The following is a 14,358-nucleotide window of genomic DNA, read 5'->3' as shown; positions in this document are numbered from 1 at the left end:
ATCTTTCCAACACCACCCGACCCCAGCCAGGACCTACCCAGGCGCGTCACCCAAAAAGCAACAGGCTCGCGGACAGGTCATTTCGTGTCCGAGGTCCCGACTTGGTGTCCGAGCCCCCACCTAGTGCACCAGTTGAGTGCCCGGATCGCCGGGATCTGCTCGGGTGGTGCACAAGGTGCCGGTTTCGGGAGTCCCGCCTCCCCTGCGAGCAAAGGAACACCCCGAACCTCCGGGCGAGGCAGCTCCCCGAGCATCTGGGCAAGCAACTCCCCGGACGTTTGGGCGGAGGAGCTTCCCGGGCCTTGTCGCCATACCTCCCAGCGGCTCCGGGATAGCTGCGTCCTTCCCTGGTCGGGGTGGGGTGGGTCAAGAGTCGGAACTTGTTCCGATCCCGAAGGGACGCCGGAGGCGCTTGACGCACCCCACCCCGACCAGCACCATCACGCAGCCCGGGGACGCAACCACCTCCGCCTGGATGGTCGGATCAGTGAGCCGGGGCGAAGTCCAGGAAGCCGACCACTTCGCGGATCTTGCCGTCGGCGTCGAGGCTCACGACATCGGTGCCGCCGGCAACGGGTTGCTGACCCGCCGCGGCCAGGTGCCAGCTCCAGCGGACACGGTCGTGGTGCTGCTCGACCTCGCCGGTCAGCGAGAAGCTGTGGCCCGGGAACATCTGGTGCGCGGTTTCGACCATCTTGGTCAGGCCCTCGTGGCCGCTGACCTCGAAGCTCGGGTCGACGAAGACGCCGTCGGTGGACCAGGCCGCCGCGATGATCTCGGCGCGCCGGTCGGCGTCGGCCTCGTTCCACATCGCGAAGTACTGGTCGGCGAGAGCGGCGGGGGTGGTGGTCATCGTGTTCTCCTCGGTAGTGGAAGTTCTCGTTGCCCAGAACCTTGCCGCCGGAGTCCACTGATGGTCGATGACGTCACAGGTAATGGCAGTGAACACCTCAGCGGTTACGGTCTAAGCCATGACCGCGACTGTCGAGGAGACGTTCCAGCGCCCGGTGGGTGAGCTGCTGCGCGGCTGGCGGGAGCGCCGCCGGCTCAGCCAGTTGGACCTGGCCAACCAGGTGGAGGTGTCCACCCGGCACGTGAGCTTCGTCGAGACGGGCCGGTCGAAGCCGAGCCGGGAGATGGTGCTGCGCCTCGCGGAGCATCTCGACGTACCGCTGCGGGATCGCAACCAGTTGCTGCTCGCTGGCGGCTACGCGCCGATCTACAGCGAAGCGTCTCTCCACTCACCCGCCATGCTGGCGATCCGTGAGGCACTGCGGCGGTTGCTCAGGGCCCACGAGCCGTACCCGGCGCTGGTGGTGGACCGCTGGTGGAACATCGTCGAGGGGAACGCCGGCATCCGGCTCTTCACCGACGGTGTCGCGCCGGAGCTGCTCACCGCCCCGATCAACGCGCTCCGCCTCACGCTGCACCCCGAGGGCCTGGGCAGCCGGATCACCAACCTCCCCGAGGTCCGCGCGAGCGTCCTGACCAGCCTGCACCGCCAGGTCGCCAGTACTGCGGACCCGGACCTGCAGGACCTGTACGACGAGTTGCGCGGGTACGCCGGTGGCGAGCGGGTGGAACCGCCCGGGCCGGCCGAGGTCGTCGTACCGATGCGACTGCGGCACGGGGATCGCGAGCTGTCGCTGCTGACCACGATCGCCACCTTCGGCACACCGCTGGACGTGACGGTGTCGGAGCTGATGATCGAGTCGTTCTTCCCGGCAGACGACGAGACCGCCAAGTATCTGCGGGAACTGTGATGCTGCCCGACGACCAACTCGGTGACACCCGCGAGCTGCACCTCGCCTGGCTCGAGTACTACCGGCAGACGGTCGAGCGGAAGCTCGAGGGCCTCAGCGAAGCGGAGCTCCGGAGCAGCAGGCTGCCGTCGGGGTGGTCACCGCTGGAGCTGCTGAAACACCTGGTGTTCATGGAGCGACGCTGGTTGCGCTGGGGATACACGGCGGAGCCAGTCGACCGGCCGTGGGGTGATTCCGGCGGGGTCGACGACGCGCCCTGGCAGCTCGATGCCGGGGACACCCTCGCCGAGCTGCTGGAGCAACTGCGCGCGGGCGGTGAGCGGACGCGGGAGATCGTCTCCGGAGCCGAGCTGACCTCGAAAGGCGCGATCGGCGGACGGTTCGGCGCGGACGTCCAACCACCGACGCTGAACTGGATCCTCTTCCACGTTCTGCAGGAGTACGCACGCCACATCGGCCAGCTCGATATCGCCCGCGAGCTGGCCGATGGGGTCACCGGCGAATAGAAGTCGATCAGTGGAGGGCTCTACTCGCCGGTGACTGGGACTGCCTACCGGTGGGAGGAGGGGATACCGGTCGGCAACGTCGGGTGAGGCGTGGCGGGCCAGCTCGGCTTGGTCGTCGGCAGGCTGGGCTTCGTGGTCGGCCAGGTGGGCTTCGCTGTCGGCAACGGCAGGGTCGGCTTGCCCGGCAGTGACGGCTTGGCGGTCGGGACCGGCGGCAGGCTCAGGCTGGGCTTGCCTGGGAGCGACGGCTTGGTCGTCGGAAGTGGAGGCAGGGAAGGCTTGCCCGGCAGGGACTTGGCGCTGGGGACCAGAACCTGCACGCACGGCGGCAGGGTCGGCTTCGCCGGTACTGCGGGCTTCGGCAGGCTCGCCTTCGGCAAGCTCGGCTTCGTCGTCGGCACCGGCGGCAGGCTGGGCTTGCCCGGGAGCGAGGGCTTGGCGGTCGGGACCGGCGGCAGGCTCAAGCTCGGCTTACCCGGCAGCGACGGCTTGGTCGTCGGAAGCGGAGGCAGGGAAGGCATGCCCGGCAGGGACGGCTTGGCGGTCGGGAGCGACGGCTTGGTCGTCGGGTAGCTGTGCTTGCCCGGCAGGCTCGGCAGTGTGGTCGGCACATTGGGCTTCCCCGGCAGCGTTGGCTTGCTCGGCAGCGTTGGATTGCTCGGAAGGGTCGGCAGAGTCGGCTTGGCCGGGAGCGACGGCTTGGGGATCGGCGGCAGTTCCGGCTTGCCTGCCGGCACGGCGGGCACCTCCACCTCGACCTTCACCTTGTGCGGCACCTTCGCGGGCACGGTCGGCAGGCAGGTCGGGTCCACCGACGGCAGAGTGGTGGGCACCGCGGCCCGTACGGACGGCTTGCCGCCACCGGCCAGCAGGTTCCGCACGTCACCAGGTCCCCCGACCGCGGCGGACACTGTCGCGACAGTGCCGGCGAGGGCAGTCACGCCCGCCGCGGCCAGTCCTCGGCGGAGCCAGGCGAGCCGCCGGCCGCGACGCATCAGGTCGGCCGGGTCGGGCTGCCAGGGCTCCAGGTCGTACTCGAGCGCGCTGCGCACCCGCTGCTCGTCGGTCATGCATGTCCTCCAACGGTGGAATCGATCAGGTCGGGTGCCAGACGCAGCTTGGCCAGGGCCCGGGACGCGGTGCTCTTCACGGTCCCGCCGGCCATCCCGAGCAGTTCGGCCGTCTCTGCCTCGGAGAGATCCTGCGAGTACCGCAGCGCGACCACCGCGCGCTCCCGGACGGTCAGCCCGGCGAGTGCGCCGAGCACGGCCTCCCGGGTCTGCACCTCACCGGCGAAGTCCGCGACTGACCGCTGGTCCCAGTCGTTGTCCACCGGGTCGCTGGGCACCTCGTTGGACCAGCGACGGCGGGCCGACGTGAGGAAGCGGTTCACCAGCACTCGGCGGACGTAGCGCAGGGGATCACCGTCCAGCCGGTGCCATTTCGGGTAGGACCGCATCAACGCCTGTTGCACCAGGTCCTCAGCCGTGTGCCGATCACCGCACAACATCTCCGCGAAGCGGAGCAACGGGGTCGAATTTGCCTGCACGAAGCGCTCGAAGTCGGCGTCCGCGGCCCGGGTCATCGAATCTCCTCTGCCTCTGTCACACCGGTCCTAACCCGCTGGGTGCCGCACCAGGTTCTGTCCGGTCACCGATTCGTCGGAAGAAATTTATTCACGAGCTATACAGGGGCACGGTTTGTTTGTCACATTAGGTGAGCCGGGTAGCGCACCCGGTGACCTTCACCGCCCCGGAGGTATCGCCATGCGTATCACCCTCACGGCGAAAGTGGCAGCCTGTCTGGCCACCGTCCTCGCCGTCGCACCACTCGCTCTCGCGGTGGCGCCGAGTTCCGCAGCCACCCCCGATCCCGTCAGCATCGTCGCCCAACCCGCCGAAGGCTCGACCAACGTCAAGGTCGACGGCAACCGGATCATCCTCGGCGACGCACCCGCGTCCATCGGCTCGATCGAGGTCCGGCAACGCTCGGGCATCGCCAACCTGGACCCGATCCGCTTCCCGGCGGCAACCTCAGCCGTCATCGCGAACTACCAGACCGGTACTCCGGACAACTCGACGGCCGAGGTCGACGTACGGGCACTGGTGAAGGGCCAGTGGACCGAATGGGCGCCCGCCCGGAGTGGATCGCCGACCGCACTCCCGGAGGCCAGTGATCTCGTCCAGCTCCGGATCATCGTGATCGCGCCGCCGCAAGGTGGCAGCCCGTGGGTGGGCGACGTCAGCGTCCAGCCCACGAACCAGGCGGCCCCGAGCCGGATGGCCGTCCAGGCCGCGCCGCTGACGTCCCACGTCTTCGCCACCCGCGAAGGCCTGGTCGGCGGTACGACGGCCAACGGGCACGTGATCATCAGCCGGGACCACTTCGTCGCGCTGCCGTCTCGCCGGGGCCTCGCGAACAACGGCTCCGGCAACTACTCGGTCAAGGTGTGCACGGCGACCCGGTGCGCCTTCGAGCCGGTCTGGGACGTCGGTCCGTGGAACACCAAGGACGACTACTGGAACCCGAGCGCCACCCGGGAGATGTGGAAGGACCTCCCGCAGGGTAAGCCGGAGTCCCAAGCGGCGTACCAGAACGGCTACAACGGCGGGAAGGACCAGTTCGGCCGGACCGTCGCCAACCCGGCCGGGATCGACCTGGCCGACGGCGTGTTCTGGGACGCGCTGAAGCTGACGAACAACGCGTGGGTCGACTCGACGTACCTGTGGACGGGGACGGGTGGTCGCGGCACTGTGTCGATCTCGTCGGGCTATCTCAACATCCGTAACGCCGCGAGCTCGACCGGCGCCGTCGTCGGTATGGCGGGCAAGTCCGCCCAGGTGACGGTCGAGTGCCAGACCACCGGCCAGAGCGTGACGGGCTCGCAGGGCACCAGCAACATCTGGCTCCGCGTCCACCTGGGCATGTACGTGGCGAAGGCCTGGATCAACGCCGGCACCTTCGCCTCCTGCTGATTGTGTGCGTCCGGGGAACCGCGGGCAACCTCTGTTCCCCGGACGCGGCACGTGGGATCAGCAGCCGTGGGAGATCTGGGCGCAGGTCTGCTCGCCCCAGACGAGGTTGAAGGACTTGACCACCGTGCCGTTGGCGCGGGACAGCGTGACCTTGATCCTTGCCTGGTCTGCGTCGGCACCCTCGACCCAGGGCTTGGCCTGCCGGTACTGCATCACCCAGTAGTTGCCCTTGACAACAGCATTGGTGGTGACGCCATCGGGGAAGGTGTAGGCAATCTTGGTGACACCGCTCGGCATCAGACCGGCCGCCCAGTAGTACTCGTAGTTCTTGCCGGCGGTGGGGATGATGTTGTTCGCCACCGCGAATGCGTCGGCATCCGTCGCGGACGGCTTGGTGATCTTGGCCTGTTCCCTTAGCGAGCCCTGCCCGTCATGCCGCGCGTACGCCGTGTCGCAGCCGGCCCAGTATTTGCTATCGGCAAGGACCAGCACGGCGCCCGGGGCTCCGTCGAGTCGCGCGACCACCTTCGCGTTCCGCCCGGGATGCTCGGCCGACTCCGCGAGCAGCTTCTTACACGCAGCCACCGGATCGCCGGGCAGCGGCTGCTCCTTGAACTCAGGCATCGACTTCGTATCCACCTGCCCCTCGCCCTTCGTCACCTGCCCGGGCGTCGCCTGGCCGGGGGTCGCGTGACCGGGGGTTGCCTGGCCGGGGGTGGCGCCTGGGGGAATGGGGTTGTCCGGGGTGACGGCTGGGCCGGAGCCGCCTACCGCACTACCCGTTGAGTTGTCGGCGTTGCCAGTCCGGGCTGCGGCGGAGCCGGCGATCGCGATGCCGGCGACGGCCGCCACGGCCAGCCCGGTCACCGCCAGATGCAACATCAGGCGGGATCTGACCGGCTGGTCCGCCGACCCGTCGCCGTCCGCGATCTCCTCGGTCAGGTCATCGTTCTTCATCGTTGCCCTCCGCAAGTGTTTGCTCGCTGTCTCGGGCTGAAGGACGCGACCGGCTGCGGAAAGGTTCTGCGCTGGGGATTCTGTATTGGCAGGGATCTCAGCAGCCGTGGGTGATCTGCGCGCAGATCTGCTCGGGCTCCGCCAGCCGGAAGTCGTTCACCACCGTGCCGTCCGCGGCCAGGAGCCGGACGCGGATCCTCTCCGGCGCCCCGGGCGTCGCCCCACCCTCCGAGCCACCCGGCGTATGCTGCAACGACCAGTAGTGCATCAGCCAGTACTTGCCCTGCACCGTAGCGTCCACAGTCTTGCCGTCCGGAAAGGTGTACCTGACCGTCTTCACTCCCGTCGGCAGGCGACCTGCCGCCCAGTAGTACTCGAAGTCGTCGTAGTTCCCGCTCGGCTGGGTGAGGCGATTCTGCGCGACAGCGAAGGCGTCCGTGTCCTCCGGACTCGGCGTCGCGAGACCAGCCGGCCGTCGCGCTGACACCTGAGCCTCACCCTCGGAGATGTACCCGTTGTCGCAGGCCCCCCAATACTTGCTGTCGGCAATGACCAGCACCGAACCCTGAGGTGATTCGAGCAAAGCTTGCTGTGTCGCGTTCGCGCCGGGCTTCGGATCCTCCTCGGTCAGGGCAACCTTGCAGTTGGCAAGCAACTGCGCCGCCGACATCGCCGGAGTACTCGCCGCGCGTGGCGTCGTTGAAGTACGGGCCGACGGGGTACTGCTCGGCGTACCGACAACAGGTGGGTCGACGGGCGCACCGCTGTTCGCACCGTCGGTCGCGATGACTCCGCCCACCACAACTGCCAGTACTGCGACCGCTGCGAGGCTGCCTGTGGTCAGATCGCGCTTGCGGCGACGTCGCCGGGCGCCGGTGATCACCTTGGCCGGGTCGAGCGGCTCGATGCCGTCGTCCGAGCGGAGGGCGTCCCTCAGCTCGTCGTCGATCATGATTGGTCTCCCACGTAACTGCCGCTCAGTTCCGGGGCAGCGCGGAGTTTCAGCAGGGCGCGGGAGTTCGCGCTCTTCACGGTCCCGACCGCCACACCGAGGGTCGCCGCGGTCTGGACCTCGGTCAGGTCCTCGAAGTACCGCAGCACCACCACCGCCCGCTCCCTCCTGGTCAGCACCCGCAGGGCGCCGGCGATCGCCAGCTTGCGATCCACCGCCACGCCCGGGTCGACGACGTACGAGCCGAGGCTCTGATCCAGCTCGGCCGCATGACCGCTGGGCCGCTCGCGCCACGGCCGGCGCCGGACCCAGGACAGGTGCTGGTTGACCACGGCCTGCCGGACGTAGCCGAACGGGTCACCCAGCTCGATCCGGTCCCAGCGCAGATAGGCCTTCTCGAGCGCGGTCTGGACGAGGTCCTCGGCGAGCGCGGCGTCGCCGCACAGCATCCGCGCGATGTGCACCAACCGCGCGGACCGTGCGAGCACGAAAGCCGTGAAATCCTCGTCGCGGCTCTCAGACCGCTGCATACCCTCTCCCGTCGTCACCTTCCGCTGCTGAAGACGCCCCCACCCCACAAAAGGTTCTGCCGCAGCTCAGCGGCCCGCCAGGTCTCTCGTTTGGCGGCCGGTTTCGGGAGCGGCAGGCTGCAGCGATCCGCGGTGGCGGCTGGTGTCAGCGGGGTTGCAGATTGTCGGCGGGAGTCTGGCGCAACGTGTGCCGCTGCAGGTCGGCGGTGAGCAGGTCGGCGGCCAGGCGAACACGGTCGCGGCCCGCGGCCTTGGCGGCGTACATGGCGCGGTCGGCGCGGAGCAGCAGGTTGTCGACGGTGGTGCCGTCGGCCGGGTAGACGGCGACGCCGATCGAGACGGTCAGCCGGAACGTGTCCGGATCCAGGTCAGGCTCGTCGAGTGCTCCGGCGCACATGGCGGCGAGAGGGCTCGCGGCGACGGCGGAGCGGAGGCGGTCAGCCGTGACGGTCGCGTCGTCCAGATCGGTGTCGGGGAGGGCGATGACGAACTCCTCGCCGCCGAACCGTCCGATCACGTCCTTGGTCCGGATGGTGCTGCGCAGGATCGTCGCCACCGCACGCAGAGCCTCGTCGCCGACCAGGTGGCCGTGCCGGTCGTTGACCTGCTTGAAGTGGTCGATGTCGATCAGCAGCACCGCCATCGGCTCGCGCTGCGTCCGCGACCGGCGGAGCAGCTCGTCGGTCCGGCGGCGCCACCAGTCGACCCGGCCGAGGTTCGTCTTCGAGTCGGTCTGCGCCTCGGACTCCAACTGGCCGAGCAGCAACGCGCGCTGGGCGGTCAGGGTGATCGGGATGGCGACGAACGCGAACCACGGGCTGACCAGTGTCGCGGCAGCGAGCAGACAGCCCAGCGTGGCTGCGGTGGCGTCGACGCAGAGGTCGTCCTTGCCGCCGACGGTGTCCCGGCGACTGCTGCCCGGCACGATCAGGGAGATCGCCAGGCCGCAGAGGAGGGTGTCCGTGGTGACGTAGGCGGCTGCGGCGGCTCCCATCGAGACGACCAGGCCCAGTCCGCTCGAGTCGGTCAGGTCTCGCGCGGAGACGAAGACCGCGTGGGCAGCGCCGACGGCGAGCACGTGGACCGCGGTCGAGAACGCCCAGCGGTACGGGATGCACTTGCCGGCTCTGATCCGCCACCAGATGCGCAGCAGCAGCGCGACGAGGATCGCCAGGGCCGGGTGGAGCACGATGGCGGCGGCGATCATCCAGGCCGGGGCCAGGTCCTTGTGCAGTGGTCCGCCGCGCCGGCGACGGCTCTCGACCCGACGGGCGCCCTCGACGGCGATCAGGGCCGAGATGGTCAGGGCGAGCACGACGTCGATGCCGCGCCAGGAGGGGAGCTCGCCGAACGCCTTCACCCCGTAGGCGATGGCGGCGAGGTCCACGAGCACGACCACTCCGAACGCCGGGACCGTGAGGGTCCAGAGCGCCCAATGCCGTACCGCTCGCCTACTCTGCGCAACCATTACCCCTCACGGTACGACGAGTGAGGGATCAGTCCCAATCCGCGACGGCGCGCTGTGGATAACCAGTTGGAAACGAAGTCAACCGGTTGATGGGTCAGTCGTTTGATCAACAATCAACAATCGAACCACCTAGCGTGACCGTTTCGATCCTGCTCGAAAACAACACCAATCAGTACCGAAAAGGTCGCGGCGGACGGAGGTGCGAGTCAGCGTTTACGGCGGGCGGAGCCGAAGAGGCCTCTGATGATTTCTCGGCCGGCGGAGCGGGCGAACTGTTTGAAGGCGGAGGAGCCCACTACCTGCTCGACCATGGATTTTTCTTGTTTCTGGGAGCGGGGAGCGGACTTGGGCTGCGGCTCCGACTTGGCTTCCGCTTCGGCCTGGGCGGCACCGGCCTGGACCTTGGCGGCCAGCTTCTCGTAGGCGGACTCGCGGTCGATGACCTCGGTGTACTTCGCGTACCCGGGCGACGCCTGGACCGTGGCGGTGAGCTGCTCGGCGGAGGCGGGTGCCATCAGGGACTGGGGTGCGCGCAGGCGGGTCCACGCGACCGGGGTCGGGGCGCCCTTCTCGTTCATCACCGTCACGATCGCCTCGCCGATGCCGAGCTGGGTCAGCACCTCGGCCAGGTCGTACGACGAGTTGGGGAAGGTGGAGACCGTGGCCTTCAGCGCTTTCGCGTCGTTCGGGGTGTGTGCCCGGAGCTGATGCTGTACCCGGGAACCGAGCTGCGCGAGTACGTCGTCCGGCACGTCCTTCGGGGTCTGGGTGACGAAGAAGACGCCGACGCCCTTGGAGCGGATCAACCGCACGGTCTGCGCGATCGAGTCCAGGAACGCCTTCGACGCGTCGTTGAAGAGCAGGTGCGCCTCGTCGAAGAAGAAGACCAGCTTCGGCTTGTCCACGTCGCCGACCTCGGGCAGGTCGTGGAACAAGTCGGCCAGCAGCCACATCAGGAAGGTGGAGAAGAGCGCCGGGCGGTCCTGCAGGTTCGGGAGCTCCAGCAGCGACACGACCCCCTTGCCGTCGCGCTCCTGCATCAGGTCCGCGGTGTCGAACTCAGGCTCGCCGAAGAACGCCTCGGCCCCCTGGTCGGCGAACCCGATCAGGGACCGCAGGATCACCCCGGCGGTCGCCGCGGACAGCCCGCCGAGCTCCTTCAGGTCGCCCTTGCCCTCGTCGCTGGTCAGGTGGGTGATGACCGCGCGCAGGTCCTTCAGGTCCAGCAGGGTCAGCCCCTGCTTGTCGGCGTAGTGGAAGATCAGCCCGAGCGAGGACTCCTGGACGTCGTTCAGACCGAGCACCTTGGACAACAGCATTGGGCCGAACGAAGTGATGGTGGCCCGGATCGGGATGCCCGAGCCCTGACCGCCGAGCGCGTAGAACTCGGTCGGGAAGCCGGTGGCGGTCCATTCCTGGCCGATCGCCTTGGTCCGGGCCAGCAGCTTCTCGCTCTCCTCGCCGGGCTGCGAGATGCCGGACAGGTCACCCTTGATGTCCGCCGCGAACACCGCGACCCCCGCCGCCGAGAGCTGCTCGGCCATCAGCTGCAGGGTCTTCGTCTTGCCGGTACCGGTGGCGCCGGCCACCAGGCCGTGCCGGTTCACCATCGACAGCGGGATCCGGACCGCGGCCGCCGGGTTCGGCGTACCGTCGACCAGCAGTGCGCCGAGCTCGATCGCGGGCCCCTCGAACGCGTACCCCTGCTTGACGGTCTCCACGACGTCGGGTGTCTCGGCCATGTCTGTGATGCCTCTCGAACGAACGAAGGGAACACACTCCCCGTGCGTTCGAGATGCTAGTGCCCTGGACCGGCAAAACAGTGCCCTGAGCGCGGAGTCGCCGGTACTCCGGGCTCAGGGCACGTGGCCGGTCGGACCGGGTCAGCGGATGACGACGACCCGGGTGCCGGTGGTGGTGAAGGACCAGATGTAGCCCGACATCGCCTTGGAGACGCGGATGCAGCCGTGCGAGGCCCTGGCGTTGGTGCCGAGCAGCCAGTCGGCGTGGATCTGGGCGCCGGTCCGCTTGTACGTCGGGATCTGGTGGAAGCCGATCCCGCACGGGGCGAAGCGGACGAAGTTGTTCAGGTACAGGCTCGCGCCGTCGGTGTTCCTCCTGATCTTGGCGGCCCGGCCGCACTTGGCGCCGCTCCTGTAGGTCCCCGGCTTCAGGTAGATCGGGTTGTCGATGATGCCGCCCTGCCGGACGACCTTGCCCCAGGCATCGATCAGCCAGACCCAGTTCTGCCCCTGGCTGATCACGATCCGGCGACCGCCGCCGGTCCCCGCCGGCACCGGTCGTACGTCGCACCGCTTGGCCGTGGACGCCATCAGCCGGGTGTACGTCGTACCGGCGAGCTTGCCGCTCTGGGAAATCTTGTTCGCGGACTGGAACCGCACGGTGGCCGCCTGGGTCATCGCCCCCACCTTGCCGTCCACCGGTCCGGCCGTGCAGCCCAGCCGGTTCAACCGGGTCTGTGCCGCCTTGTTCTGGGTGATGGTCAGCGCGTCCGCCGGGATCGTCATCCCCACGACCGCGACCACCAGCGTCGCGGCCCCCACCCCTAGCCTGGTCAGAACTCTCATCTTTGCCCCCTACTAGTGCCCGATCCCTTTGGGACGCCTACCAGGCTCAAAAGGTTGAGTCCTGGTCACGACTTTCCCGGTGACATTCCTGACCATCTCGTAGGACCTGTTCCCCCGCTAGACTTCGGTGGGTGATCTTCAAGCGCGTCGGGGAGGAGCGGCCGTACCCGGACCACGGGTACAAGCCGAAGGACTGGTCTGTGCTGCCACCGAGGCAGGTCAGACTCGACCAGCTCGTCACGACCAAGGGCACTCTCGACCTGAACGCGCTGCTGGACGAGGACTCGACCTTCTACGGCGACCTGTTCGCCCACGTGGTCGAGTTCAAGGGGGAGATGTACCTCGAGGACGGGCTGCACCGGGCCCTCCGCGCGGCCCTGCAACAGCGTTTGGTTCTGCACGCACGGGTACTGGTCGTGGATTAAGTCGAATGAGTCGGGGGACCAGATGAGCGCTCTCCAGCCGCAGCCGAGGCCACACTCGCGGATCCACTGGCGGACGCCCATCACCATGGTGGTGCTGCTCGGCCTCCTGGTCAGCGGCGCCTGGTGGGGGTGGAACTCCCTCACCAAGAGCAGCGCCGAGGCGAACTGCGTCGACCAGACACTGCCGAACAACCGGATGGTGCCGAAGCAGGTCGTGGTGAATGTCTACAACGGCGGCGCCAAGGCCGGTACTGCGGCCGCGGTGGCGGAAGAGCTGAAGAAGCGCGGCTTCAACATCGGCAAGATCGCCAACGAGCCGAAGGGTGACAAGGTCGACGTCGTCGCGGTCCGCGGCACCACCGACAAGTCGCCCGAGCTGCAACTGGTCGCGGGTCAGCTGACCCAGAAGGCCGCGCCCGTCGGCGACAACCGGCCGGACCACACCGTCGACCTGATCGTCGGCCCCGGCTACAAGACGCTGAAGGTCAAGGGCACCCCGTCGATCGGCGTCCCCGCCGGCAGCACCCACTGCCTCCCGATCGTCCGAGGCACCCAGCCCATCCCCTCCGGCCAGAACCCCAACTGACCCGTCCCCGCAGCTGCTTCCGGGGTGCGACGGTCAGAGCTTTTCGCGGCCTCGCTCGCCGAACCAGCCGGCTAGGCGGCCGGCTCGGCTGACTGCCCGGAGGCGGCGGACTGTTTGCTCCCGGAGGCTGCTCGGAGCGACGACCAGGAGGGCGTCCCCGGCTCTCAGGACCGTACGGCGGTCCGGGACGAAGGCGCGAGTGCCGCGGATCACCAGGGAGATCGAGACGCCCTGAGGCAGGCGGAGTTCGCCAATCTCGACGCCGGCCAGCTTCGACTCGCTCGGGACTTTGACCTGCAGCATGTCCGCGCCCAGGGACTCCAGCGGCGCCACGTCGATGTCGACCTCCTGGGCCGCGTTCTCGTCGAGCACCCCCAGCCGCTTCGCCAGCCACGGCAGGGACGGCCCCTGCAGCAGCGTGAACAGCAGGACCAGCACGAACACCACGTTGAAGACGCGATCCGCCTGCGGGACCTGCTCGGCCAGCGGGATCGTCGCCAGCACGATCGGTACGGCGCCGCGCAGCCCGGCCCAGGCGATGAAGGTCTGCTCGTTCCAGGGGATCCTGAACGGCGTCGCCGAGATCGCCACCGCCGCGAACCGTCCGACCACGGTGACCGCGATCCCGATCACCAGCGCCAGCAGCACATCGTTCAGCCGGAACTTGCTGGGCGACGCGAGCAGGCCGAGCATCACGAACAGGCCGATCTGGGCCAGCCAGGCGATCCCGTCGACGAACGACTTGGTCGCCATCCGGTGCGGCAACTCCGCCCGCCCGATGACCAGGCTGGTCACGTACACCGCAGCGAACCCGGAGACGTGCAGGAGCACCGTGCCCCCGGCGTACGAGAGGAAGGCGATCGAGACGATCGCGAGCGGGTACAGGCCGGCCGAGCCGAGCGCCACCCGGCGGAGCAGGCCGACCGCCGCCCAGCCGATCAGCAGGCCGAACAGCGCGCCGAAGACGAGTTCGTAGACGACCAGGCCGGCGAAGTACGGGAGGCCGTGGTCGCCGAGGCCGCCGGTGCTGACCAGCGTGACCAGCAGCACCGTCGGGGCATCGTTCAGACCGGACTCGGCTTCCAGGGCTCCGCGCAACCTCGGCCGGATCGGGACCTTACGGAGTACGGAGAAGACGGCGGCGGCGTCGGTGGGCGACGTGACGGCGCCGAGTAGGACGGAGATCTGCCAGTCGAGACCGAGGATGAAGTGGGCCACGCAGGCGACCACGCCGACGCTGATCGCGACGCCGAGGGTCGCCAGTGTTACGCCCAGCGGCATCACCGGGCGGACCTCGTTCCACCGGGTGGTCAGACCGCCCTCGGTCAGGATGATCACGAGCGCGGCGAACCCCAGCGCGTGCGCGAGCTCCGCGTCCTCGAACTGGATCCCCAGCCCGGACTCGCCCAACAGCAACCCCATGCCGAGGTAGATCAGCAGCGACGGGAGACCGAGGCGGCCGGAGAGCCGGACAGCGACGATCGCCACCAGCAGCACCGCGGCACCGGCGAGCAGGATCCTGTCGAGATCATGGACGTCCACAGCGGCCCTCAAGGTCGGGGGACTGCAGCTTAGTGGAGCCGTGCCTCCGGCAACGAATCATCGGCG

The 14,358-nt window shown here is 68.6% G+C and carries 15 protein-coding genes; 5 read left to right on the top strand and 10 right to left on the bottom strand.

The window, feature by feature from the left end; genetic code table 11:
* Nucleotides 1-484: 484 nt before the first annotated feature.
* Nucleotides 485-853: a nuclear transport factor 2 family protein gene (locus tag ACFPJ1_RS38395; RefSeq protein WP_380111253.1), complete on the bottom strand. Its 369-nt coding sequence runs from the start codon at nucleotides 851-853 to the stop codon at nucleotides 485-487.
* Nucleotides 854-971: 118 nt separating this feature from the next.
* Between ACFPJ1_RS38395 and ACFPJ1_RS38390 the strand changes: the two genes are divergently transcribed.
* Both ACFPJ1_RS38390 and ACFPJ1_RS38385 read left to right on the top strand, forming a co-directional pair.
* Entirely contained in the window at nucleotides 972-1,763 is a 792-nt protein-coding gene (locus tag ACFPJ1_RS38390) for a helix-turn-helix domain-containing protein (protein WP_380111252.1), read from the top strand.
* Entirely contained in the window at nucleotides 1,763-2,269 is a 507-nt protein-coding gene (locus tag ACFPJ1_RS38385; RefSeq protein ID WP_380111251.1) for a DinB family protein, read from the top strand. The genes ACFPJ1_RS38390 and ACFPJ1_RS38385 overlap by 1 nt, the downstream gene beginning before the upstream one ends.
* Nucleotides 2,270-2,313: 44 nt before the next feature.
* Here ACFPJ1_RS38385 and ACFPJ1_RS38380 read toward each other — a convergent pair whose 3' ends face one another.
* A complete protein-coding gene (locus ACFPJ1_RS38380; protein ID WP_380111249.1) occupies nucleotides 2,314-3,339 on the bottom strand; it encodes an anti-sigma factor in 1,026 nt (341 codons plus the stop codon).
* Nucleotides 3,336-3,854 (bottom strand): SigE family RNA polymerase sigma factor, encoded by a 519-nt coding sequence (locus tag ACFPJ1_RS38375; RefSeq protein ID WP_380111248.1) that lies wholly within the window; start codon nucleotides 3,852-3,854, stop codon nucleotides 3,336-3,338. Before ACFPJ1_RS38375 ends, ACFPJ1_RS38380 begins: the two co-directional genes overlap by 4 nt.
* A gap of 181 nt (nucleotides 3,855-4,035) precedes the next feature.
* Between ACFPJ1_RS38375 and ACFPJ1_RS38370 the strand changes: the two genes are divergently transcribed.
* Entirely contained in the window at nucleotides 4,036-5,244 is a 1,209-nt protein-coding gene (locus tag ACFPJ1_RS38370) for a hypothetical protein (RefSeq protein ID WP_380111246.1), read from the top strand.
* 57 nt (nucleotides 5,245-5,301) lie between these two features.
* Here ACFPJ1_RS38370 and ACFPJ1_RS38365 read toward each other — a convergent pair whose 3' ends face one another.
* The 6 genes from ACFPJ1_RS38365 to ACFPJ1_RS38340 all read right to left on the bottom strand — a co-directional run bounded on the left by ACFPJ1_RS38365 (nucleotide 5,302) and on the right by ACFPJ1_RS38340 (nucleotide 11,739).
* A complete protein-coding gene (locus ACFPJ1_RS38365; RefSeq protein ID WP_380111245.1) occupies nucleotides 5,302-6,201 on the bottom strand; it encodes a hypothetical protein in 900 nt (299 codons plus the stop codon).
* 97 nt (nucleotides 6,202-6,298) lie between these two features.
* Entirely contained in the window at nucleotides 6,299-7,153 is an 855-nt protein-coding gene (locus tag ACFPJ1_RS38360) for a hypothetical protein (protein WP_380111244.1), read from the bottom strand.
* Nucleotides 7,150-7,683: a SigE family RNA polymerase sigma factor gene (locus ACFPJ1_RS38355; RefSeq protein WP_380111243.1), complete on the bottom strand. Its 534-nt coding sequence runs from the start codon at nucleotides 7,681-7,683 to the stop codon at nucleotides 7,150-7,152. The genes ACFPJ1_RS38360 and ACFPJ1_RS38355 overlap by 4 nt, the downstream gene beginning before the upstream one ends.
* Nucleotides 7,684-7,828: 145 nt before the next feature.
* The gene (locus ACFPJ1_RS38350; RefSeq protein ID WP_380111242.1) at nucleotides 7,829-9,151 is read right to left on the bottom strand and encodes a GGDEF domain-containing protein; all 1,323 of its coding nucleotides are present in this window, start codon (nucleotides 9,149-9,151) and stop codon (nucleotides 7,829-7,831) included.
* A 206-nt stretch (nucleotides 9,152-9,357) separates the two neighbouring features.
* Complete coding sequence (locus ACFPJ1_RS38345; protein ID WP_380111241.1) at nucleotides 9,358-10,893, bottom strand: helicase HerA-like domain-containing protein; 1,536 nt, start codon at nucleotides 10,891-10,893, stop codon at nucleotides 9,358-9,360.
* Between the two features lie 141 nt (nucleotides 10,894-11,034).
* Nucleotides 11,035-11,739 carry a L,D-transpeptidase family protein gene (locus tag ACFPJ1_RS38340; RefSeq protein ID WP_380111240.1) on the bottom strand — a complete coding sequence of 235 codons (705 nt, stop codon included), beginning with the start codon at nucleotides 11,737-11,739 and terminating at the stop codon, nucleotides 11,035-11,037.
* A gap of 131 nt (nucleotides 11,740-11,870) precedes the next feature.
* Between ACFPJ1_RS38340 and ACFPJ1_RS38335 the strand changes: the two genes are divergently transcribed.
* Together ACFPJ1_RS38335 and ACFPJ1_RS38330 are read left to right on the top strand one after the other, a co-directional pair.
* Nucleotides 11,871-12,164, top strand: coding sequence for a type II toxin-antitoxin system VapB family antitoxin (locus ACFPJ1_RS38335; RefSeq protein ID WP_020388608.1), 294 nt, complete (start codon nucleotides 11,871-11,873; stop codon nucleotides 12,162-12,164).
* A gap of 22 nt (nucleotides 12,165-12,186) precedes the next feature.
* Entirely contained in the window at nucleotides 12,187-12,750 is a 564-nt protein-coding gene (locus tag ACFPJ1_RS38330) for a LytR C-terminal domain-containing protein (protein ID WP_380111239.1), read from the top strand.
* 33 nt (nucleotides 12,751-12,783) lie between these two features.
* Here the strand turns inward: ACFPJ1_RS38330 and ACFPJ1_RS38325 are convergent, their stop codons facing one another.
* Nucleotides 12,784-14,292 (bottom strand): potassium/proton antiporter, encoded by a 1,509-nt coding sequence (locus ACFPJ1_RS38325; protein ID WP_380111238.1) that lies wholly within the window; start codon nucleotides 14,290-14,292, stop codon nucleotides 12,784-12,786.
* Nucleotides 14,293-14,358 lie beyond the last annotated feature (66 nt).

Origin of the sequence: Kribbella qitaiheensis (genome assembly GCF_042657745.1) — a bacterium.
Classification (GTDB): domain Bacteria; phylum Actinomycetota; class Actinomycetes; order Propionibacteriales; family Kribbellaceae; genus Kribbella; species Kribbella qitaiheensis.
This window is presented reverse-complemented; position numbering and strand designations above follow the sequence as displayed.

Excerpts from the sequence above, each read along its gene's own strand:
- ACFPJ1_RS38395 (WP_380111253.1), bottom strand. The coding sequence starts at position 853 with ATGACCACCACCCCCGCCGCTCTCGCCGACCAGTACTTCGCGATGTGG.
- ACFPJ1_RS38390 (WP_380111252.1), top strand. The coding sequence starts at position 972 with ATGACCGCGACTGTCGAGGAGACGTTCCAGCGCCCGGTGGGTGAGCTG.
- ACFPJ1_RS38385 (WP_380111251.1), top strand. The coding sequence starts at position 1,763 with ATGCTGCCCGACGACCAACTCGGTGACACCCGCGAGCTGCACCTCGCC.
- ACFPJ1_RS38380 (WP_380111249.1), bottom strand. The coding sequence starts at position 3,339 with ATGACCGACGAGCAGCGGGTGCGCAGCGCGCTCGAGTACGACCTGGAG.
- ACFPJ1_RS38375 (WP_380111248.1), bottom strand. The coding sequence starts at position 3,854 with ATGACCCGGGCCGCGGACGCCGACTTCGAGCGCTTCGTGCAGGCAAAT.
- ACFPJ1_RS38370 (WP_380111246.1), top strand. The coding sequence starts at position 4,036 with ATGCGTATCACCCTCACGGCGAAAGTGGCAGCCTGTCTGGCCACCGTC.
- ACFPJ1_RS38365 (WP_380111245.1), bottom strand. The coding sequence starts at position 6,201 with ATGAAGAACGATGACCTGACCGAGGAGATCGCGGACGGCGACGGGTCG.
- ACFPJ1_RS38360 (WP_380111244.1), bottom strand. The coding sequence starts at position 7,153 with ATGATCGACGACGAGCTGAGGGACGCCCTCCGCTCGGACGACGGCATC.
- ACFPJ1_RS38355 (WP_380111243.1), bottom strand. The coding sequence starts at position 7,683 with ATGCAGCGGTCTGAGAGCCGCGACGAGGATTTCACGGCTTTCGTGCTC.
- ACFPJ1_RS38350 (WP_380111242.1), bottom strand. The coding sequence starts at position 9,151 with ATGGTTGCGCAGAGTAGGCGAGCGGTACGGCATTGGGCGCTCTGGACC.
- ACFPJ1_RS38345 (WP_380111241.1), bottom strand. The coding sequence starts at position 10,893 with ATGGCCGAGACACCCGACGTCGTGGAGACCGTCAAGCAGGGGTACGCG.
- ACFPJ1_RS38340 (WP_380111240.1), bottom strand. The coding sequence starts at position 11,739 with ATGAGAGTTCTGACCAGGCTAGGGGTGGGGGCCGCGACGCTGGTGGTC.
- ACFPJ1_RS38330 (WP_380111239.1), top strand. The coding sequence starts at position 12,187 with ATGAGCGCTCTCCAGCCGCAGCCGAGGCCACACTCGCGGATCCACTGG.